The 20,743-nt window shown below is 68.2% G+C and carries 17 protein-coding genes and 1 pseudogene; 5 read left to right on the top strand and 13 right to left on the bottom strand.

The genetic code is table 11. The features are described 5' to 3' along the window. Positions 1-154: 154 nt before the first annotated feature. From ACIA8E_RS30515 to ACIA8E_RS30495, 5 genes and pseudogenes are all read right to left on the bottom strand, one after another. The gene (locus ACIA8E_RS30515) at positions 155-1,789 is read right to left on the bottom strand and encodes a TauD/TfdA family dioxygenase (RefSeq protein WP_399302807.1); all 1,635 of its coding nucleotides are present in this window, start codon (positions 1,787-1,789) and stop codon (positions 155-157) included. Positions 1,790-1,932: 143 nt separating this feature from the next. Continuing rightward, a pseudogene (locus ACIA8E_RS30510) lies at positions 1,933-2,031 on the bottom strand (IS5/IS1182 family transposase); the annotation flags it as partial. A 166-nt stretch (positions 2,032-2,197) separates the two neighbouring features. Beyond that, a complete protein-coding gene (locus ACIA8E_RS30505) occupies positions 2,198-3,082 on the bottom strand; it encodes a hypothetical protein (protein WP_399302805.1) in 885 nt (294 codons plus the stop codon). A gap of 86 nt (positions 3,083-3,168) precedes the next feature. Then, positions 3,169-4,050, bottom strand: a complete 882-nt coding sequence (locus ACIA8E_RS30500; protein WP_399302803.1) for an ABC transporter substrate-binding protein — start codon at positions 4,048-4,050, stop codon at positions 3,169-3,171. 159 nt (positions 4,051-4,209) lie between these two features. Next, positions 4,210-4,836 carry a GNAT family N-acetyltransferase gene (locus tag ACIA8E_RS30495; protein ID WP_399302801.1) on the bottom strand — a complete coding sequence of 209 codons (627 nt, stop codon included), beginning with the start codon at positions 4,834-4,836 and terminating at the stop codon, positions 4,210-4,212. A gap of 199 nt (positions 4,837-5,035) precedes the next feature. Here ACIA8E_RS30495 and ACIA8E_RS30490 point away from each other — a divergent pair, with 199 nt between their 5' ends. Continuing rightward, positions 5,036-5,392 (top strand): YciI family protein, encoded by a 357-nt coding sequence (locus ACIA8E_RS30490; protein WP_399302799.1) that lies wholly within the window; start codon positions 5,036-5,038, stop codon positions 5,390-5,392. A 35-nt stretch (positions 5,393-5,427) separates the two neighbouring features. Further along, positions 5,428-6,693, top strand: a complete 1,266-nt coding sequence (locus ACIA8E_RS30485) for an RNA polymerase sigma factor (RefSeq protein WP_399302942.1) — start codon at positions 5,428-5,430, stop codon at positions 6,691-6,693. Between the two features lie 7 nt (positions 6,694-6,700). On the opposite strand, the gene ACIA8E_RS30480 is transcribed toward ACIA8E_RS30485, so the two are convergent. Then, positions 6,701-6,832: a hypothetical protein gene (locus ACIA8E_RS30480; protein ID WP_399302797.1), complete on the bottom strand. Its 132-nt coding sequence runs from the start codon at positions 6,830-6,832 to the stop codon at positions 6,701-6,703. Between the two features lies 1 nt (position 6,833). Here ACIA8E_RS30480 and ACIA8E_RS30475 point away from each other — a divergent pair, with 1 nt between their 5' ends. Further along, on the top strand, positions 6,834-7,091 hold the full coding sequence (locus ACIA8E_RS30475) for a hypothetical protein (protein WP_399302795.1): 258 nt from the start codon (positions 6,834-6,836) through the stop codon (positions 7,089-7,091). A 67-nt stretch (positions 7,092-7,158) separates the two neighbouring features. Here the strand turns inward: ACIA8E_RS30475 and ACIA8E_RS30470 are convergent, their stop codons facing one another. The 7 genes from ACIA8E_RS30470 to ACIA8E_RS30440 form a co-directional block, all read right to left on the bottom strand. Beyond that, positions 7,159-7,476, bottom strand: coding sequence for a cupin (locus tag ACIA8E_RS30470; protein WP_319325562.1), 318 nt, complete (start codon positions 7,474-7,476; stop codon positions 7,159-7,161). Between the two features lie 80 nt (positions 7,477-7,556). Then, entirely contained in the window at positions 7,557-9,179 is a 1,623-nt protein-coding gene (locus ACIA8E_RS30465) for a glycoside hydrolase family 13 protein (protein WP_399302793.1), read from the bottom strand. Between the two features lie 115 nt (positions 9,180-9,294). Then, positions 9,295-10,245 (bottom strand): carbohydrate ABC transporter permease, encoded by a 951-nt coding sequence (locus ACIA8E_RS30460; RefSeq protein ID WP_399302791.1) that lies wholly within the window; start codon positions 10,243-10,245, stop codon positions 9,295-9,297. A gap of 12 nt (positions 10,246-10,257) precedes the next feature. After that, positions 10,258-11,217, bottom strand: a complete 960-nt coding sequence (locus ACIA8E_RS30455; protein WP_399302789.1) for a carbohydrate ABC transporter permease — start codon at positions 11,215-11,217, stop codon at positions 10,258-10,260. 86 nt (positions 11,218-11,303) lie between these two features. Beyond that, a complete protein-coding gene (locus tag ACIA8E_RS30450) occupies positions 11,304-12,728 on the bottom strand; it encodes an extracellular solute-binding protein (RefSeq protein ID WP_399302787.1) in 1,425 nt (474 codons plus the stop codon). A 219-nt stretch (positions 12,729-12,947) separates the two neighbouring features. Continuing rightward, positions 12,948-17,237 carry a discoidin domain-containing protein gene (locus tag ACIA8E_RS30445; protein ID WP_399302785.1) on the bottom strand — a complete coding sequence of 1,430 codons (4,290 nt, stop codon included), beginning with the start codon at positions 17,235-17,237 and terminating at the stop codon, positions 12,948-12,950. Positions 17,238-17,850: 613 nt separating this feature from the next. Then, entirely contained in the window at positions 17,851-18,339 is a 489-nt protein-coding gene (locus tag ACIA8E_RS30440) for a GNAT family N-acetyltransferase (protein ID WP_399302783.1), read from the bottom strand. Between the two features lie 667 nt (positions 18,340-19,006). Here ACIA8E_RS30440 and ACIA8E_RS30435 point away from each other — a divergent pair. Together ACIA8E_RS30435 and ACIA8E_RS30430 are read left to right on the top strand one after the other, a co-directional pair. Next, complete coding sequence (locus ACIA8E_RS30435) at positions 19,007-19,654, top strand: cysteine hydrolase (protein WP_326601879.1); 648 nt, start codon at positions 19,007-19,009, stop codon at positions 19,652-19,654. Positions 19,655-19,978: 324 nt separating this feature from the next. After that, a complete protein-coding gene (locus ACIA8E_RS30430; RefSeq protein WP_399302780.1) occupies positions 19,979-20,380 on the top strand; it encodes a DUF1622 domain-containing protein in 402 nt (133 codons plus the stop codon). Positions 20,381-20,743 lie beyond the last annotated feature (363 nt).

The following is a 20,743-nucleotide window of genomic DNA, read 5'->3' as shown; positions in this document are numbered from 1 at the left end:
ACCGTCGGCCGGGGCGTGGGCCTGCGGGGGGGCCCCGCGCCCCCCCCCCCCCCGCGGGGCGCGCGCCCCCCCCCCCCCCCCCCCCCCCCCCCCCCCCGGGGGGGCCGCCCCCCCGCCCCCCCCCCCCCCCCCCCCCCCCCCCGGGACCTGTGGCCTAACCCCGCAGCAGTGCGGTGAGCAACGGAATGAAGTGCTCGAACGGGGGGGTGGGTGCGTCCGGATCCTTCGCCTCCTCGTCCCAGCGGCGGACGGCGACCGCGTCGGCCGCGCCCGGCAGGGCGGCGAACTGCGCCGCCTGTGCCGGGGACATCACGCCGCCCTGGACACGCAGCGTGTACTGCGACGCCTCCGACAACCGGTCGTGGTACCCGGGTTCCACAGCGCACAGGTAGCGTTTGGCGGCCACGTGCAGGCGCACCGGCTCGGTGACTGCGGGCCCGAACCAACGGGCCAGCAGGTCGGCTCCCGAGTGGCTGTGCCGGTTGTCGGTGCCGGACATCAGTTCGTGGCCGGTCACGGCGCCCGCGAAGTGCCCGACGTCGTGCAGCAGCGCCGCGGCCACCAGGTGCGGCAGGGCGCCGGCGGCCTCCGCCGTCGCACCGGCCTGGAGCATGTGCTCGGCCATGGAGACCGACTCGCCCAGATACTCCGCCGACCCCGGTCCGGTGAACAACTGGGCCAGCGGCTCCAGGGTGTCCGCGCGCCGCAGCACGGCCAAGGAGCTCGCCAGACCGTCCAGATCGGCGTAGCAGCCCTGGAGGTGGCGTGCTCCGTCCTGGGCGAAGGCGGTACGGGCGTGCAGCAGCCGGGTGTTGTCGAACACCAGACAGTCGCCCGGCGACAGCCGCAGGTCCAGTTGCAGCTCGGGGCGGAGCAGCAGTTCCGCGAATGTGCGGTAGGCCGCGTAGAACGCCTCCAACACGGCAGCGGGCAGCCGGAGCGTGCCGATCGAACGGTTGTTGAACCGCACCTCGTGCACCCGGCCGAGGGGGTCGGTACCGATGAGCGGACGGTCGGCGCGCAGTTCGGTTCCCGCGTCGCGGAAGATGAACGGCACGGGCGTACGGGTGAGGACGTCGAAGGCCTCCGGATCCTCCTCCCGCAGCAGCGCGGCCGCGGCGAAGCCGTCGACGAGACCCGAGTCGCCGCCGTCGGCGTCGTTGACCAGGCAGTGGAGCAACTGGATCGTCGGGACGGGATCGCGGTACGGGTTGTCGGTGTGCGGCGTGATGCGGGCCGATGTGAAGGCGAGGTTGTTCGGGTCGGGCTCGACGCGTACGTCGAAGAGCTTCCCGTAGTTGGTCTCGCGGACGTAGCCGAAGGTCTCCGCCACGTCGAGCACCTGTCCCTCGCGCTCCGGTACCCCGCTCAGCAGCATGAAACCCAGCCGCAATACGGAATCCAGCATGCGGGCCCGCACACCCGGCTCGCCCAGATACTCGTCCCAGCCCGCTTGCGGCAGCCGTCCGGTGAGGTCGTCGGCCTTCCACAGCTCCTTTCGGTCGTCGGTGCGCCGGTCGCCGGTCGCCGGCCCACCGGGCCGGTTGGCCTCCAGCCAGGTCAGCGGGTAGGTCGAGCGGTGTCCGTCGGGGGCCCATATCACCTCGACGGCGGGCCCCTCTGCCTCGTCCGTGTCGGTCACCGTGTCGAGCCGGAGCGCGGCGGGCAGCGCGCTGATCTGGAACAGCTTCTGTCCGGAGCGCGGATCGCGGCAGTCTGCGCACGGGCAGTTGTCGCGAAGCCACATCACCGGAAAGTCGTCGATCGGGAAGGTGGGCAGGGCCGGCACGATCACTCCTCGGGTCAAAGTTGTATAGCCAACTTTTTCGACCGTCACAGGCGGATACGACCGGAACATGACCGCAAGGTGGCTGCCGGGCCAACCCCTGTCGGAAAGCCGACCCGGGCGCTGGGTCGGCGCGCCGGTGAGCGCGGCGCCCCGGTCCGCTCCCGGCACAGAAGCCCGTTGATCACCTTGCGGTGGCCGGCCCCACAACCGCGCCGCTGAGCGAACTTGGGCAGATGCGCCATCAGCCGAGCCCACTCGTCGTTCGTCAGATCTCCCCTCCCCGTGGCGGACACGACGCCCCCGACCCGGGGATGGTCACGTGATCCGCCGGACAGGGCCGTACCGCGCCGGTCCGGCGCTCGATGACGGACCTCGGCCCCGCCATGAGGGCTCGGTACGCCGGACCGGTCATCGGCATCCCATGTGCTGCTTCATGGCGGGCCACGCCTCCACCCCGTCCGAGGTGCGGACATAGACCCTGGACATGTCATCTGCCAGCCACAGTTCCCAGTCGTCGAGGTGGTAGCCCGTGGACCGGGCACCGGCGGGCATCGTCACGTCCCCGTCGTACGCCGACGTGAGCATGCCCGACGGGAGGACGTCCTCCGGATCACGCGCGTACACCTTCCGGTCGGCCGAGCCCTCCCCTCCCGAACCCGCGCCCCATTCAAGGAAGTCCGCCTCCTGCCAGTCGCAGTGCGCCGAGCCTGCCGAACTGCTCACCTTGGACACGGGCACCCGGTGGCCGTCCTCGTCGGTCCAGACCCGGTACGGCTGCTTGTCCGTATACCTCGACGGCAGCTCCGCCGGGTCGCACGTGGCGGTGGTCTCCGGGCCCCAGCCCGGACGCCCCTTGCGGTCCTTGGCGACGATGATGGCGATCTTCGTCCTGCGGTCCACGTCGAACGAGTACAGGACCCGGTTCGCTTCCTTGCGTTCCACGCGGTAGCCGTACTGCGGCAGATCGGGCTGCTCGATCTCGAAGTGCAGCCTCAGACCTTCCTCGGGCGTCGCCCCACCGTCGCCCTTGCTCCAGGGTTCGCTGCCGCCGCCTGAGTAGATGTCCCCGTCGCACTCCAGAGCGCGGCCGGCGGCCCCCGATTCCGTCCTCCTCGCCTGCGGGGTGTCGCCTTCGACGTTCGGGTGGGGCAGGTAGAGCGGGCCGCTGTAAGGCGCGGCCGGTCGGTTCCCCTTGGTCACGAGGTCGTCCGGGACACCCTCGCCGCACGCCACCGCCGACAGCGCGGTCACCAGGACCACCGCGACCGTTCCGCCCACCCTGCCTCTGTTCATATGCCCCACCCCTGTCCGCGAACGGGCCTCAGCCCGTGCTGGTTGCCGGTCGGACGTACCGGGCGGTGCAGTGGTTCCGGCCTGCGCTAACGGCCCTGCGCCGCCTCGACCGCGTCCGCCACGAGCGTCAGGAACCGCGCATGGGCCTGGGGGCTGCAGACCGGTTCCGGATTCCACGGCACCACTGCGGCCGCCGGCTCCAGCACCGACCGGGCCGCGTCCGACCGGAGCCGGTCCAGAGGCGTGGCGTTGGACCGGATGTCGGTGAGCAGGATCCCGGGCCGCAGGGCCGTCACCTCCGGCCAGTCGACCGTTGACCAGTTGGCCCCGGGCCCGGCCGCCGGTTCGAGGACGTCGACGCCCAGCTCCGTCAGCACGCGCAGCTCCGGCCACATACGGGGACGGGCGAGATGCGCCTGGTCCTGCCCGGACGCTGACAGGGCCAGCACCCGGGACCGGGACGGACCGGCGGCGAGGGTGCGCAGCCGGTCCCGGGCGGCAGCCAGGTCCTGTGTCGCCGTCGGGGTCTCCTCGGCGCCGAGCGAGCGGGCCAGCTCGGCGAACCGGTTGCCGATGTCGGCGAGGGTGCGCGCCTGGCCCACGTCGACGACAACGACCGGAACGTGCTCCTCCAGGTGTTTGGCGGTCTCGGGGGCGAGCCCGTAGACATGCCCTCCCCCGTAGCTGACAGCCACGACGAGGTCCGGCCCGCCTCTTAGCAGAGTGTCCACGTCGAGGACACCGCCCGCACCGAGGTACGCGACCTCGGTCAGCGGCAGGGAGCCGGTCTTCGCACGGTCGGGCTCGTCTCCGTCGTGGCCCGAGCCGAAGATCCCCCACGGATGTATCCCGTGGTCCCACAGCGTGGCGCCGGCCTGGACATAGGCGAGTACCTTCGACGGGCGCCGCTCGGCTGCCGACAGCTGCCCACGGTCGTCGGAGAACTGCCACACGGTCTGCTCCCTCACGCCACACACCCCTCTGTACCGGCTGCCCCGCCCCTGTTCCGGGCTCGTACACCAGTACCTGCCCAGCTCTTCGGCGCGACACCCCTGCCGGGCGGAGTTCCCGGACCCCTGTCCGCCTTCGGTGGGACCGGCGGGGTCAGACGGTGTGCACGCAGCGCCTCACAGGTCCGCTGCGGTGCTGCGCCCCAGGTAGGTGATCGGTCCGGGGTCCGGCACGTCGATCTCCTCGAAGCCCAGGCGGTCGTAGAAGGCCCTGGCCGGAGTGTTCGCCGTGACCATGGAGAGATGCACGGCTTCCACGCCCTTGGCGTTCAGGGCGGCCAGGAACGTCCGCATCAGCGCTCTGCCGTACCCCTTCCGCTGCCATCCGGGCAGCAGATCGATGTGCAGGTGGGCGGGATGGGCGGCCACTTCGGGGACGATCATCCGTTCCGGGTTGTGCAGGAGGGCGATCATTTCTTCGCTGGGGGTCCGCGGCGCGCCGTCGAGCTGCGGGAAAAGGTCCTCGACGAGCGGTAGCCACTGCTTCCGGAATGCGTCAACGAACTGCGGCGTGTCCGCGGTCCCCAGGATGTAGCCGACCGCCCGGCCCATACCGTCGTCGACCACGAAAGTCAGGTCGGGTTCGAGGTACGCATAGGGTGCGGCGAAGATCGAGGGCATCAAGCCGAGGTCCGGATACAGGTGCCGGGAGTCGCCGCCGTTGTCGGCCGTCCGGACGCAGATGTCCGCAAGGGCCTCACGGTCGTCGGGGTGGTAGGCCCGTAGGCCGGCAGGCTTGGTCATCGCGCCATCCTGCCGGTACTGGGAGCGCTCCCACAAGGTTCTCTGCGGCAGCGTCCTCGGGAGCACGAGCCTCCCGGAGTGCTCCACCGGAAAACTTTCCCGGAACACGACTGTGTTCCGTGTCGATCCGGGCGCAAGCCGTTCGTGTAGAAGGTGGGACGCCGGCACGGTGCCGACGTCGTAGCCGAGGAGGCACACCATGAAGCACTACCTGCTGAGCGTCATCACCCCCGCCGACGGCGAGCCGCCCGCCCCCGAGGTGCTGGAAGGGATCATGCGGAACGTGGGCGTCTTCCACCAGGAGCTCCAGGAGGCCGGGGCCTGGGTGTTCGCGGGCGGACTGCACGCCCCCAGCACCGCCACGGTGGTGCGGCCGAAGGACGGGGACACACTGATCACCGATGGGCCGTATGCCGAGGGGAAGGAGTATCTCGGCGGGCTGTGCATCATCAAGGCACCCGATCTGGACGCTGCCCTCGACTGGGGCCGCAAGGCCGCACGGGCGATCACCCTGCCCGTCGAGGTCCGGCCGTTCGAGGGTGAAGTGGACGGCTGATGCCCGACGCACCAGGGCCGCCCGGCGCCGCCGAAATGCCCCGCAATCCGGATGACACACCCGACGACGCACCGGCCGTACACACCGCGGACATCGAGCGCCTCTTCCGCGCGGAGTACGGCCGCGCGGTCGCCGTGCTCGTCCGCGCCTTCGGCGACATCGACATCGCGGAGGAAGCCGTCCAGGAGGCGTTCACCACCGCGCTGGAGCGGTGGCCGTCCGCCGGGCTGCCGCCCGCCCCGGCCGGCTGGATCATCACCACCGCGCGCAACCGGGCGATCGACCGTCTGCGCCGCGAGGCGTCCCGCGCCGACCGCCAAGCCCGGGCCGCGCTCGCGCAGGAGCTGAACGTCCGCAGCGGGCCGGCCGAGGAGGGTCCCGTGCGTGACGACCGACTGCGTTTGATCTTCACCTGCTGCCACCCCGCACTCTCCACTTCCGCGCAGGTCGCGCTGACCCTGCGGCTGCTGGGCGGGCTGACCACCTCGGAGCTCGCGCACGCGTTCCTGGTCCCGGAGCCGACCATGGCACAGCGCCTGGTGCGCGCCAAGGGCAAGATCCGTGACGCCCGGATCCCCTACCGGGTCCCGGCCGACGCCGACCTTCCCGGCCGGGTCGGGGCGGTGCTCGCCGTTGTGTACCTGATCTTCAACGAGGGGCATACGGCGAGCTCGGGCAACCGTCTCGCACGCGAGGATCTCTGCGCGGAGGCCATCCGTCTCGGCCGGCTGCTGGCGGATCTGATGCCGGACGAACCGGAGGTGCTGGGTCTGCTCGCCCTCATGCTGCTCACCGAGGCGCGCCGCACCGCCAGGTCGGGCCCGGACGGCGCACCGGTGTCTCTGGCCGACCAGGACCGCGGCCGGTGGGACCGTGCGCTGATCGACGAGGGGCAGGCGCTCGTGCGCCGGTGTCTGCGCCGGAACCGGCCCGGCCCGTACCAGATCCAGGCGGCGATCAACGCGGTGCACAGCGATGCGCCGACCGCGGCCACGGCCGACTGGGGGCAGATCCTGCGGCTCTACGACCAGTTGCTGGCGCAGGCGCCTACTCCGGTGGTGGCGCTCAACCGTGCCGTGGCGGTGGGGGAGGTGGACGGACCGGATGCGGCGCTCGTCCTCGTCGAGGAACTCGGGCTCGACCGCTACCACGTGTTCCACGCCGTGCGGGCCGATCTGTTGCGCCGGCTGGGCCGCTGCGCCGAAGCGGCATCGGCGTACGACGCCGCCATCGCCCGGACGGACAACGCCGCCGAGCAGGAGTTCCTGCGGCGCCGCCGCCGCGCGCTGCCCCCTGACTGAGGGGACGTCACGGCCGGCCGGTGGCGGCCTCCGTATCGATACCGAGGCCGGTCAGGAACGCCGCGGCCGCGAGGGTGGGGCGGAACCTGCTCCAGCCCAGGCGTTCCGTCCGGGCCGGGGCATCGCGCACCCGCAGCACGGTGACTCCTGCCAGTTCGGCCGCGAACGCGGCAGGCAGCAGTCAGTACGTGATCTACGCGCTCCGCCCCGAAGCCCGCAACCGGATCAACTCCGGCTTCATGACCTTGTTCTTCCTGGGCGGGGCGGCAGGCGCCGCACCCGCCTCGGTGGTCTGGTCGCGCGCGCGCTGGACCGGCATATGTGTCCTGGGCGGTCCCCTCGCCGCGGGCAGCCTCGTGCTGTGGGTGTGGGAGCGGGTACGCGTACGGACGCGGTGACGCCGTCGCGGACGGCTCCGCGCCGGGCGCGCCGTGGTTCCGACAGGTCCCGGAGCGGTGGCAGGAGTCAGTCGTTGACCGCGGTCAGCAGGACCACCGCGTCCTCCAGCGCCAGCAGCCCGTGCCGTTCGTGCGGGATGGGCTGCAGTCCTCCCGCGGTCAGTTCCACGTCGCCGGAGGCTGCGGTGAGGCGGACGGCCCCGCGCAGCACCTGGAGCGATGCCGCGGGCGGCGCGTTGTGCTCGTCGAGGGCCGAGCCCGCGGTGAGCGCGATGACCGTCTGCCGCAGCGGCTCCTGTCGCAGCAGCAGGTGGGCGCTGCGGCCGTGCGGGGACGTACGCGCGGCGGCCAGATGCTCGTCGGCGAGGGCGTTGAGATCATCCATGTGCCCACTCTGCCGCAGCCCCGAGTCCGCCGCGGTCCGCCCGCGCACCCGCGTGTCGGCCTGCGGGTACGCGCCCCGGATCAGACCCGCAGCCAGGCCGCGGTGTCCTGCGGGAGCCTCCCTCCGTCGGCCGGCGGGCCGCTGATGAGCAGGACCTCGGTGTGGCCGGGCAGTTCGATGGGCTCCTCGGTCAGATTGACGATGCAGATCAGCCGGTCGCCGCGGGTGAAGGCGAGCACCCCGGGCGCGGTCGGCAACCACACCAGCTGCTCCCCCGGTGTCCCCGAGCTGACGAAACCGGGCGCGGTGCGGCGCAGCCGGAGCGCCGCTCGGTACAGGCTGAGCATCGAGTCCGGATCGGCCCGCTGCAGATCGGCGGCGTACGTCGACCAGTCCGCGGGTTGTGGCAGCCAGGGCTCGACGGTGGATCCGAAACCGGCGTACGGCGCCGGGGCCGACCAGGGCAGCGGCACCCGGCAGCCGTCGCGACCCGGATCGGTCCCGCCGGAGCGGAAGTGCATCGGGTCCTGGATCCGGCCGCGGGGGATTTCCGCTTCCGGAAGGCCCAGTTCCTCGCCCTGGTAGAGGTAGGCCGCGCCCGGCAGGGCCAGCGAGAGCAACGCCGCGGCGCGCGCCCGCCGGGTGCCGAGTCCGAGGTCCGTCGGGGTGCCGAAGGTCTTCGCCGCGAAGTCGAAGCCGGTGTCCTCACGTCCGTAACGGGTGACGGTCCGGGTCACATCGTGGTTGCACAGGACCCAGGTGGCGGGGGCGCCGACCGCGGCGTGCTCGGCGAGCGTGTCGTCGATGGCGGAGCGCAGCCGTCCGGCGTCCCAGGGGCAGGCCAGGAAGTTGAAGTTGAAGGCGGTGTGCAGCTCGTCGGGGCGTAGATAGCGGGCGAAGCGCTCGGCGTCCGGGAGCCAGACCTCTCCGACGAAGATGGCCCCGTACTCGTCGGCGATGGCGCGCCAGGAGCGGTAGATGTCGTGCAGTTCGTCCCGGTCGATGTAGGGGTGGGGATCGCGGCCCTCGACGAAGTCGGGCAGTGCGGGGTCCTTGGCGGGCAGGGCCGCCGAGTCGATCCGTACACCCTCCACACCTCGCTCGAACCAGAAGCGCAGGACCTCCTCGTGTTCCTGACGGACCGCCGGGTGCGCCCAGTTGAGGTCGGGCTGCTGCGTGGCGAACAGGTGCAGATACCACTCGCCGTCGTCGAGCCGGGTCCAGGGCGTGCCGCCGAATTCGGAGACCCAGTCGTTGGGCGGGATCTCACCGTCCGCGCCGCGTCCGGGCCGGAAGTGGAAGAGCTCCCGCTCGGGGCTTCCGGGGCCGGCCGCGAGGGCGGCCCGGAACCAGACGTGCTGGTCGGAGACGTGGTTGGGGACAATATCGATGATCGTACGGATGCCCAGTTCACGGGCCTCCGCGATCAGCTTCTCAGCCTCGGCGAGGGTGCCGAAGGCGGGGTCGATGGTGCGGTAGTCGGCCACGTCGTATCCGCCGTCGGCGAGCGGCGAGAGATACCAGGGGGTGAACCAGATTGCGTCCACGCCCAGTTCGACGAGGTAGGGCAGCTTGGCCCGTACCCCCGCGAGATCGCCGGTGCCGTCACCGTCGCCGTCGGCGAAGCTGCGTACATAGATCTGGTAGATAGCGGCGTCGCGCCACCAGTTCACGGTGGCCTCGGACGGACGGTTGGCTGCCACGTGGCGTTCCTTTCGGGCAGGTGGGACTCCGCCGTCGGCCCCGGACAGCGGGGCGCTGGATGGGAGGGCCGGCGGCGGAGCGCTGAGGAGGAGAAGGCTGTTGCGGTGGGTGGCTCTAGCCCTTGAGGCCGCCCGCGGTGAGTCCGCTCATGATGTTGCGCTGGAAGAGCAGGAAGATGAGCAGCGTCGGGATGGACGCGATGGTGAGTGCCGCGATGAGGACGTTCTCCGGGACACCACTTGCCAGCGAGTAGATGCCCACGTTGAGGGTCTGCTTGCTGGGGTCGGGCAGGGTGAGCATCGGCCAGAGGAAGTCCTTCCAGACGCCGACGATCGCGAAGATGGAGACGACGCCGAGAATCGGCCGGGAGATCGGCAGGACCACGGAGCGCAGGGTGCGGAGGGGCGAGGCCCCGTCGATCGCGGCGGCGTCGAGGAGTTCACGCGGGATCGAGTCGAAGAACCGCTTCAGCAGGAAGATGTTGAAGGCGTTGGTGACGGACGGCAGCCAGATCGCCCAGGGCGAGTTGAGCAGATTGCGCTGCACGATCGGCACGTCGAGGACGGTGAGGTACTGGGGTACGACGAGGACGGTGGCCGGGATCATCAGCGTGGCCAGCATCATGCCGAGGATGACCTTGCCGAAGATGGGCCGCAGCTTGGAGAGCGAGTAGGCGGCGGCGACGTCGAAGAACAGCTGGAAGGCGAGTGCGCCGAACGCGTAGTAGAGGGTGTTGAAGAGGAGCCGGGACAGGTCCATCACCGTCCACGCCCGGGAATAGTTCTCCGTGTGGACCGACGTGGGGAAGGCGGTCGGCGGGCTCTGCACGACTTCCTGGGTGGTCTTGAGTCCGCCGGTGACCATCCAGTAGAGCGGCCCGAGGAAGGCCACGGTGAACAGGGCGATCACCACTGCGAACACGATCCAGTAGACGGTCCTGCCGCGGGGCCGGGCGAGCTGGGCCGGTGAGATCAGGGTCCGCTGGCGTCCCAGGTCGGCGGCGCGGCGTTCGGCCCTGCGCTGTCCGGAGACGCGCCGTCGGGAGACGAAGGCGTTCGATGCCATGGTCGGGCCCTCCTAGTCTTCGCTGCTGCGGCTGAGTCGTACGTACACCGCGGAGAAACCCGCGAGGACGACGAGCAGGACGAGTCCGAGGGCCGCCGCACTGCCGTAGTTGTTGAAGTTGAAGGCGTACTGGTAGATGAGATAGACGACGGTCGTGGTGGAACCTTCGGGGCCCGCACCGTTGGTGAGGAGGAACGGCTCGGTGAAGACCTGCATCGTCGCGATGATCTGCATCAGCAGGAGCAGCGAGAGGATGAGCCGGGTCTGCGGGATGGTGACGTGCCAGACCCTGCGCAGCAGTCCCGCGCCGTCCAGTTCGGCCGCTTCGTACAGTTCGCCGGGGATCGACTGGAGCGCGGCGAGGTAGATCAGGGTGGCGCCGCCCATGTTCATCCAGGTCGCCGCGATGACGACGGAGAGCATCGCGGTGTCCGTGGACTGCAGCCACTGCTGGGCGGGGAGGTGGAAGACCTCCAGGATGCGGTTGAAGAGTCCGTAGCCGGGGTCGTAGAAGTACTTGAAGAGCAGGACCGAGGCGACGGGTGGCAGCATCACCGGCAGATAGACCAGCAGCCGCAGGTAGCCCTGGCCGTGCCGGAATTCGTTGAGTACGACGGCGACGACGAACGGGACCAGGAAGCCCAGCAGCAGGGCCAGGCCGGTGAAGAGCAGGGTGTTGCGCCAGGCCTGCCAGAAGGCCGGGTCGTTGACGACGTAACTGAGATTGGACCAGCCGGCCCAGGTGGTCTTTCCGTTCTCGTTCTTCTGAAAGGCCAGGATGAATTCCCGGACCATCGGATACCAGGAGAAGAACGAGAAGCAGAGCACCGCCCCGATCAGGAAGCCGTGCGCCGAGATGTTGCGGCGCACGGCTCGTACGAACTCCTCGCGGGCGGAGTTCGAGCGGGCGGGGCCCGGGTGTCCGTGGCGTGGCCTGGTCGCCTTGCTGGTGGACAGGGTGGGGGCCGACATGGTGTCTCCTCGGTGCCGGTGACTTCAGACGCGGATGGACGGTCCGGGGCGGGGCCGGGTCCGCGTGACCCGGCCCCGCACGGCCGTCACTGGTTCGCCAGCACCTGGTTGACCTGCTTCTCGGCGTCGGAGAGCAGCTTGTCGATGTTTGCGTTCTTGTTGGTCAGGACGCCGGACATGGCGTTGTCGAGGATCTTGTAGATCTCCTGGGCCTTCGGCGGCTCGGCCTTGCCGGTGACCGGGTTGTCCATGAAGGCCTTGAAATTCTCCACCGGCATCGTGGCGTTGGCGACCCGCTGTGCGTCGTCCTTCGTCTTGGTGTCGCCCAGGAAGAAGTTCGGCTGCGGCAGTCCGACGGGCAGCTGGTCGGCCTTGGTGCGCGCCCAGTCGAACTGGCCCTTGCCCTGGGTGAGGTTCTTGAAGTTGAGCCAGGCGATGGCGGCCTTGATCTGGTCGGGCGAACTGCCCTGCTTGATCATGTAGTTGTTGCCGCCGAAGAGCGTGCCCTTGGCGCCGGGGATGGGGCCCATGCCGAAGTTCTCGTACTTGGCGCCGAGCTGCTGGACCATGTACGTGATGTCGTCGGGCGCGGCGAGGAACATGCCGAGCTTGTCGCTGGCAATCTGCTTCTGCAGATCACCCCACTTCAGCAGCTGGGTCTGGCCCATGCTGTCGTCCTCCCACCGCATGTCGTGCAGCTGCTGGAGAACCTGCTTGCCGGTGTCGTCGTTGAAGGCGGCCTTCTTGCCGGTGGAATCGACCACGTCCCCGCCGAGGGAGTACTGGGCGGCGGTGAAGTGCCAGCCGCCTGTGTTGGCCGCGCTGTACTCGCCGTAGCCCGCGATGCCCTTGCCGAGGCCCGCGATCTTCTTGGCGGCGGCCCGGACCTCTTCCCAGGTGGCCGGCGGTGTGTCCGGGTCGAGACCGGCCTGGGTGAAGAGCTTCCGGTTGATCATCAGGCCCATGGTGTAGTTGCTGGTCGGCAGGGCGTAGAGCTTGCCGTCCTTGCGGGCCACGTCGAGGACTTGCGGCTGGATGTCCTTCAGCGCCGGGACCGACTTGTCGGTGACGTACGCGGAGATGTCGGTCGCCCCGTTGTTGTCCAGTACCTGTTCGAGGTCGGTGAAGTACGCGTAGAAGACATCGGGCTGCGACTTCGCCTTGAGCATGGCGGTGAAGCGCGGCGGCTCCAGGCACTGGCCCGGGGTGGACTTTCCGTCGATCTTGACGTTCGGGTACTTCTTGTTGAACGTCTTGATGTCCTCGTTCCACTCCCGCAGCTCCGCGGCCTTCGCGGCCGGCGGCATGCAGTCGATCGAGAGGGTCACCTTCGCCTTCGGGTCCAGCGGAGCTGACGGGTCGGACGAGCCGCCGGAGCTGCCGCCGTTGTTGTTGTCGCTGCTGCTGCTCGTACCGCATGAGGCGAGAGCGGTCAGGGCGAGTGCGGTGACGAGGGCGGCCGCGGAGGTGCGGCGTGTACGGCGATGACTGCGGAACCCAGCACTTCTCATCGATGGTCCCTTCGGGCATGGGCGTGGAAGTCCCTCGGCCGGCTCTCTGCCGGGGCGCGGCACACTCAACCACCGCTGACATCGGTGCGCAATATCTCGCGCAGATTTCGTAAAAGTTTGACAGTGCTACGCATGTGACGTGCGTGGCGGAGCTTTCGCGCAGTCCGGAACGCCGCCCGCCCAGCCTCCCGGGCGGCGTCCCTGACCTGCGGTTCCGTGTTACGGGTTGGTGTTGATCCGGAAGGTGGAGGTCGTGTTCTTCACGTCCTGCGCGTTGTTGGTCAGCTTCAGGCCGTTGAAGGTGACCTCACCGACCGCGGGCCCCTGGCCCGCCTCCGGCATCTCGTTGGCCCACAGCCCGAAGCCGGACTTGGCGTCATACGCGTCGCCGCTCTTGCGGGCGCCGGAGATCGAGATGTCGCTGAGGATGGTGTCCTTGATCGGGAACTGGGGCTGTCCTCCCACATAGTTGGTCTGGAACATGATGCCGCTGTACGTCGGATCGACGATGTCCACATTGTTGATGCGAATCCCCTGGAACACCTTGGATGCCGAGAACAGCCAGATCCCGGGGAAGGTCTGCGATCCCCAGAAGTGGCCGCCGCAACGGACGACCGACACATTCTCGATCGTGGTCGGTTCGGTCCCGAATCCATTCATCGGGTATCCGAAATCCAGCGAGCTGACCGTGATCCCCGAGTAGACCAGGGTGTCCGCGATACGGATATTGCGGAAGGTGTTGTTGTAGCCGCCGTAGACGGCGACTCCCGCGGCACGCCAGGTGAGGATCGAGGTCAGATTCTCGTAGACGTTGTTCTTCATGTCCGAGCCCCCGGCATCGATCGCCGAGAACAGGGCGAAGCTGTCGTCGCCCGTGGCCCGGGCCTCGTTGTTGGTCACAAGGTTGTCGGTCGAGCCGTTGGTCATGTTGATGCCGTCCGCGAACAGATTACGGATGCGGGAGTTCTTGATGGTGATGGCGTCGGTGTTCGCTCCCCAGTAGAGGCACACCATGTGTTCGTTCCAGATGTTGTCGATCACGATGTCGGAGACATTCGAGAAGTCGAACACCTTGCCCGGTCCGTCGATGCGCGATGTGTAATTACCGAAGTACGCGAAGTTCGCGAACGACGAACCCTTCGCACTGGCTTCCGCACGGAATCCGACATCGGTGTTCTCCTGCCCGGACGGAGCGTGGAACCTGGTGTACCACGGCCCCGCGCCGACGACCTTCACAGCCTTTCCGTAGACCTGGAATTTGCTGGACGTCTCGTACTCACCGGCCGGCAGATAGACGCCGACGAGCTGTCCGGTGGTGTCCATCCGGACCTTGTCCAGGGCGTTCTGGACGTCCTGGTGGGTGAATCCGGCGGGGACGGTGTACGTGGCGGGGTCCGGGTTGGCGACCGCTGCGACCTGCTCCAGGCTGACGAAGTCGATCGCATAGGTGCTGGTGTTGGCGGCGTCCTTCTGCAGCCGGATCCTGCTCCCGGCCGGGACGGTCTTCCCCAGCATCATGTTCGCCTCGTCGTAGATGTGCCGGGGCGTCCCGGATCCCGGCGCGTTGCCGGGGCCCGTCTCGGCGCCGTACAGCCACGCGTACTTCGAGGTGAGGTCGATCGCCTTCAGGAAGGTGCCGTCCACATACACATTGAGCTCGGTGTCGATGCCGCCGCCGCCCGCGGAGTCCGGAACGGAGAACCGCGTCACCAGGGTGTTGGTACTCGCTCTGGTGGTGAACTCGACATAGTTGCCCGTGTTGTTGAGTGTGACGGCCTTGCGGCCCGACGCCTCGCCCGCGATGTCACCTACGGTCCTGTTCGGGCCGACGACCTGGGCGCCGCCTCCCGTGACGCCGTCCTCCGCCTCATACGTGTCGTACGGCATGTTGGCCCCGCGGCCGACGAAGAGCGACTCGGTGCTGGTGTTGTTCCCCCGTTTCACCGGGAGCTCATTGGCGTCGTCGGCGAGGACGACTTTCACGGTGTACGAGCCGTTCGCGGCCGTCCAGCTGCCCAGGTTCACCGGCGCGGTGGTCGCACCGGCGGCGATGGCTCCGCTGTACGTGCCGGTGAGGGTCTTCACCGTGGCGCCCTTGGAGTCGATCAGGCTCAGCGTGATGGCGTGGCTGCCGCTCGCGGATGCCACGGTGCCCTGGTTCTTCACCGCGACGGAGAACGTGACATTGTCGCCGTCGGCCGGGGCCGACGGCGAGGTGGTGACCGCGGTGGCCACCAGGTCCGAGCTGGACACCGGTTTCACCACCAGCGCGTCCGCACGTGTATAGGTGTTGTCGGTCTCGTTCTGCTCGATGACCTCCCCCGCCGCGTCCGCGACGGCACTCAGTTCGTACGAGCCCGCGTCGCGCGGCCCGATGTCCGCGGTGACCTGGGTGGACGATCCGGCGGCGAGCGCGCCCACCGGCACGGTGGCCACCTTGGAGCCGCCCAGCCGGAATTCGAGCTTGCTCGCCGGCGCAGCGACCGCTCCGCTGTTGCGCACGGTCGCGGCCAGGGTGATCGCGTCCGACTCGACCGGTGCGGCTGGGGCGGCACCGACCGCGGTGACCTGCAGGTCCGGGTTGGGAGCCGGGGCACCCAGGACCTGGAACTCCGCGACCTGGCCGGCACCGGAGCCGGTGTTGGAGGTGAACCTCAGCTGGACGTCGGCGACCCGGGCGTCGACCGGGATGGTCACCGCGTTGCCGGTCGCGGGGCTGAACGCGTAGTCCTTCGCCCCGACCAGACTCGTGAAGGACGTGGCGCTCTGCTCACGTCCGAGGACCTGGATGTTCTGGGTCCGGGCGCCCCAGCTGCTGTCCGGGTTGAGCTTGACCACGACACTCTCGGTGTCGGCGTTGGCTCCCAGCTTCACGGTGAGGGTGTTCGGGTAACTGCCGCCCGCGCCCTCCCAGTAGGTCGTCAGCTGATTGTCGTTGGCGTTCTCGGCGACGAACGTGTGGACCACGGACGTGGCGGTGATCGGCTTGCCGACGGCGAGGTTGGAGGCCGATCCGCTACTGCCGTTGCGGGTGACGGTGTTGCTGTCGCCGGATATGTTGCCCGCCGCGTCCTTGGCCCGCACGACGTACGAGACGGTGGTGCCTGCGGACTGGGTGTCCGTGTACGTGGTGACGTCGCCGGCCACGCTCTTGCGGAGGACGTTGTTTGCGTAGATGTCGTAGCCGGTGACGCCCTTGTTGTCCGTCGACGCCTGCCAGGTCAGCTTGATCTGACCGGAGGCCGGCTCGGTGAAGGCGAGGCCCGCGGGTGCGGTCGGCGCCTGCGTGTCCCCCGTATCCGCCCTGCGCGTCACGGTGTTGCTGTTGGCCGACTCGTTGCCCGCCGCGTCCTTGGCCCGTACGACGTAGGCAACGGTGACATCGGCGGGACGGGTGTCGGTATACGTGGTGACGTCCCCGGCCACGCTGGTCAGCAGTGCGTTGTCGGCATAGATGTCGTAGCCGGTGACGCCCTTGTTGTCCGTCGACGCCTGCCAGGTCAGCTTGATCTGACCGGTCGTCGGCTCGGTGTACGCCAGCCCCCCGGGCGCGCTCGGCGGATCGGTGTCGCCGGTATCGGGGCCGTAGATCTCCAGTTCGGAGAGCTGGGCGGCCGCCCGGCCGGTGTTGGCGCTGACCAGCACCCGTACGTAGCGCGTGGTGGTGGCGTCGAGGGAGACGGTAGCCGTCTCACCGCCGGTGGGAGTGAACGCGTAGTCCTTGGACGGGGTGAGATCGGTGAAGTCCGAGCCGTTGGTACTTCCCTGGATCTTCAGCGTCTGGGTCCTGGGCTCCCAGCCGTCCGGCAGCCGTAGCACCACCCGGTCCACGCGCACCGAGGCTCCCAGGTCGGCCTGGATCCACTGCGGCAGATCGCCGTTGCGCGACTCCCAGTAGGTAGCTGGGTTGCCGTCGTTGGCGTTGGCAGCCACATACGTCTCGGTGTAGCTGCTCGCCTGAAGTGTGCGACCCGCGGCGAGGTTGACCGACGACTCCCCCGCCGTACGGACCTCCAGCTCGGAGAGCTGCGCGGTCCGCCAGCCCGTGTTCGCCGTGATGTTCACACGCACGAAGCGGGTCTGGGTGGCCGGGAAGGCGATGGTCACCTCGTTGGAGCTGCCTGGAGCGAAGGTGTAGGCGGCGGAGGTCTTCAGCGTCGAGAAGCTGGTGCCGTCGGCGCTGCTCTGGAGCGAGAGTGTCTGTTGCCGGCTCTCCCAGCCCGCGGGCAGCTTCAGTGTGACCTCGTCGATGCGGGTGCCGGTTCCGAGGTCGGTCTGCACCCACTGGGGCAGGCTGCTGCCGGCCCCTTCCCAGTAGGTCGACCGGTCTCCGTCGGTGATGTTCCGGGCGGTGTACTCACTGTTGGCGCTGCTCGCGGCGGCGGGCCGGCCGACGGCGATGTTCGGGCCGCCGGCCGCCGAGGCGGTGAGCGCCGGCCAGCCGATCATCAGAAGACTGGTGGTGACGACGGCGGAAAGGACCCGCCGTCTCCAGCATTGGGTTCTCATATGTCCCCGATCTTCGGCCTCGGCGCAGGGCGCGTCGAGGGCGCGGCTCTGTCTGCGAACGTGCATGGCACGCATTTCTGCACTCCCTGACGGGACTTTTGCGTTTTGCGGTCAGAGAGTTGCAGAGGATTGAGAGCCAGTCCACAGTTTCCGCAGAACGAATCACCAAAGGATGTGTACGTGGTGCCATCGATTCTCAGCCAACTGGACCTAGAGATAGGCCTATACGGGCGCAGCAACCGCCCTGTAAGTGATCTGTAAATTACGCAATCAATTTGCGTACCTGTGAAAGGTCATGCAAGGTACCTGCTCACGGGTGGGCGGGAGGGTTGCACGCGGCACACAACGAGCGCGGGGCCCCAGATGCGGACCCCGCGCTCGTTGTGCTGATTCAGCCGGTCGGCGTCAGAGACCGGCAGTGTGGAGAAGGCGGGGCGAACCCGCACCCAGGGGCGTACACGCACACGCACGAGCCGTAGGTGCTGAAGCTCGTTTCCCGGTCCTGGCTGTCGCCGGCGCCGCGCGACGCGCCCACACTGTCCTTCGTCCGGGATCCGCTTGCGCCTTGAGAGTGATCAGCCGGACAACTCGACTCGTTGGCATGCGGTTTCAGTCAGCCCCGAGCCGTCCACCGGTACAGGGCGTCCGGTTCCTTCTCCTCGTTGCGGCTGCCGTCGTTGAAGTCGACGGCGGTGAATCCGTGCCGCTCGTAGAACGCCCGGGCATCGGTGTTGCGCTGGAAGACATGCAGGGTGAGCTTTTCGGGAGAGATCTCGCGGGACTTCGCCAGAAGCAGCGAACCGATGCCCCGGCGTCGCACATCGGGGTGCAGATAGAGGTGTTCGAGCTCGGTTCCGTCGACGGAGGCGAACCCGAGCACATCGCCCGTCCCGGTCCCGGTCTCGGCGACCCACACCGTGGTCCCGGGCAGGACGACGTGGGTCATCCAGGCGAGGGTGTCCGCGTCGCTGTGCAACTTCGGGAGATACGGCATGGTCCGGGCACGGGACGCGAGAAAGAGCCGGGTGAGGGGCTCTGCGTCCTTGGCTGCGGCCTTCCGCAACAGTGGGCGGTCGGCCGGTGCGGGCTCGTTCGGTGCCATGTCGTCTCTCCGTGTCCAGGCGGAGCCCGTCGCGCCTCCCCGTGCGCGATGAGCTGCTCACATCGCGGACGAACCTACGCCGGAGCCCGTGTGGATCGCCACACAAATAGAATCAGGGCAGTGCTTCACGCTACTGACGCTTCCTCACCTCGCCAGAGCGCGCCCCAGTCTTTCCCTGGCCGTCCCCGGATTCGCCGTTTCAGCAGGTCAGCACACATGGACGTACTCAGGGCACGATGATCGGTCACGGGTTTCCCCGTCCTTCCGGATCCCATCTGGCCCACCTGTACAGAGTGGCGTCATGCCATGCAGACCACCGACGACCCCGAAGCCACGAAGCTGAATTCTCCTCCCCACCCTCCCCGCAGACCGTTCGCACCTCGGGGATGGCAGGGACGGCGACCGAGGTGCAGCAATTCACCGATGCAGAACGCCCCGCGATGGGTCACAGCGGAACGGAGGGCCGAATGACCGGGGACAGCGCCTCCTCAGAGCACACACCCCGAAGGTGAGCACGGCACTCGAGTGATGCCGCTTGGTGTCGGAACAATCCGCATCGGCTCAGGAAGAGACCTCGCGTCACGGGACCGGAATGCGCTTCGGAAGGACATCCGCTGTACCGAATGCTTACCACACCAGTGGTTTGTTGTCGTGTGAGGAGCGCCAGGTGGAAATCAAGAAGACCGACACGGCAGTTGTGTTCATTGACCCACAGAACGACGTGCTGAGCGAGGGCGGAGCGAACTGGGACGCGGTGGGAGCGAGCGTCACGGAGAACAGGACCGTCGAGAATATGGAGAGAATCTTCGAGGCGGCGAAGGCGGGCGGATATGAGGTCTTCATCTCGCCCCATTACTTCTACCCGACCGACAACGGATGGCGAATGAACGGACCGCTCGAGACAAGCGAGCTCGAGACCCACACGTTCGCACGGACGGGACAGCTCGATCTGACCGGGTTCCGAAACTCCGGGGCAGACTGGCTGGACCGCTTCAAGCCCTATATCGAAGACGGCAGAACGGTGGTCGCCAGCCCGCACAAGGTATTCGGACCGGAAACCAACGACTTGGTACTGCAACTGCGCAAGCGGGGAATACAAAGGATTATTCTTGGCGGGATGCTGGCGAACATGTGCGTCGAGTCCCATATGCGTCACCTCATCGAGGAGGGATTTGAGGTCGCCGTGGTCAGGGATGCAACAGCTGGACCCCGACACCCGGTCTGGGGCGACGGCTATCAGGCGGCGATCATCAACTACCGTTTCTTCGCCCATGCGTTGCTGTCGACTGACGAAGTACTCGATCGAATGCACTGAGGAGCTCGCAGCCGGGAAACAGCGCTCGCGTCCGCCCGATAGTTACGCTTTCAACAGGCGCCGTCGACGGTCGCCGGTCTACTGCGCGGGGAGTGCCGCGGAAACACGCCTAAGGGCTGTCCCATAATCCCTGGCGGGCGCACGACGACAGCTACGGCACCTCGCTGCGTTGCCGGAACGCCCGAATACGCCCAGTATGAGGACACCCCTCCGCCTTGCGATGCACCGCATCTGACGCCGCGCGCTGATCCACCAGGGATTACGGGACAGCCCTTAGCCCGACTGTAGCCGGTGCTCGGAACGACGTGTCGGTAGCAACAGAGGTTGCGGACCACAAACGAGCGGATTCGGGTCGGCGCGAGAGGGGATGCTGTGGAGTTCCAACACATCGTGGAGCTGGTCGGTCGAGCCGTTGACGCCGCCGGCGTAGCCATCATAGTCGTGGGAACGCTCTTGGCGACCGTTCTCGCGGCTATCCGGCTCAGCCGCCGACAGGCGGGTGTGTACCGCGGCTATCGCCGTCGCGTCGGGCGGTCGATCCTGCTGGGGCTGGAGTTGCTCGTAGCCGGCGATATCATCCGTACAGTCGCCGTCGCACCGACGTACGCAAGCGTCGGAGTGCTGGCCGTGATCGTGGGCATCCGCACCTTCCTCAGCTTTTCTCTCGAGCTCGAGATCACCGGGCGGTGGCCATGGCAGAAGCCAGTGGCCGAAGCCGAAGACTGACCCCGCCGCGTGGCGCCGGCGGCCAGCGGAGCGGCGCCATCCCTGCCGTGAATTCTTAGGCCAGGGCTCAGTCTCATCGAACGTTTCGCGGCACCATTGCTTGCGCCCCTGTACACGTTGATGATGTTCCTCGTGGTGTATCCAGCCAAATATTGGTCCATCACAAAGACAACGTCCGATAGGTGGCACACCCGGGACGATTCGGTGGCGCAGGCGCCTGAGCAGAATCAAAGCGTCCCGGTCGTCGAGGGTGGACACGTTCCGTGATCCCTAAGGGCTGTCCCGTAATCCCTGGCGGGCGCACGACGACAGCTACGGCACCTCGCTGCGTTGTCGGAACGCCCGAATACGCCCAGTATGAGG

The organism is Streptomyces sp. NPDC051664 (genome assembly GCF_044453545.1).
Classification (GTDB): domain Bacteria; phylum Actinomycetota; class Actinomycetes; order Streptomycetales; family Streptomycetaceae; genus Streptomyces.
This window is presented reverse-complemented; position numbering and strand designations above follow the sequence as displayed.

What these genes read in the sequence shown, in the direction of transcription:
- ACIA8E_RS30490 (WP_399302799.1), top strand. Translation starts at nt 5,036, where the DNA reads ATGAAGCACTACCTGCTGAGCGTCATCACCCCCGCCGACGGCGAGCCG.
- ACIA8E_RS30505 (WP_399302805.1), bottom strand. Translation starts at nt 3,082, where the DNA reads ATGAACAGAGGCAGGGTGGGCGGAACGGTCGCGGTGGTCCTGGTGACC.
- ACIA8E_RS30485 (WP_399302942.1), top strand. Translation starts at nt 5,428, where the DNA reads ATGCCCCGCAATCCGGATGACACACCCGACGACGCACCGGCCGTACAC.
- ACIA8E_RS30450 (WP_399302787.1), bottom strand. Translation starts at nt 12,728, where the DNA reads ATGAGAAGTGCTGGGTTCCGCAGTCATCGCCGTACACGCCGCACCTCC.
- ACIA8E_RS30440 (WP_399302783.1), bottom strand. Translation starts at nt 18,339, where the DNA reads ATGGCACCGAACGAGCCCGCACCGGCCGACCGCCCACTGTTGCGGAAG.
- ACIA8E_RS30445 (WP_399302785.1), bottom strand. Translation starts at nt 17,237, where the DNA reads ATGAGAACCCAATGCTGGAGACGGCGGGTCCTTTCCGCCGTCGTCACC.
- ACIA8E_RS30470 (WP_319325562.1), bottom strand. Translation starts at nt 7,476, where the DNA reads ATGGATGATCTCAACGCCCTCGCCGACGAGCATCTGGCCGCCGCGCGT.
- ACIA8E_RS30495 (WP_399302801.1), bottom strand. Translation starts at nt 4,836, where the DNA reads ATGACCAAGCCTGCCGGCCTACGGGCCTACCACCCCGACGACCGTGAG.
- ACIA8E_RS30455 (WP_399302789.1), bottom strand. Translation starts at nt 11,217, where the DNA reads ATGTCGGCCCCCACCCTGTCCACCAGCAAGGCGACCAGGCCACGCCAC.
- ACIA8E_RS30460 (WP_399302791.1), bottom strand. Translation starts at nt 10,245, where the DNA reads ATGGCATCGAACGCCTTCGTCTCCCGACGGCGCGTCTCCGGACAGCGC.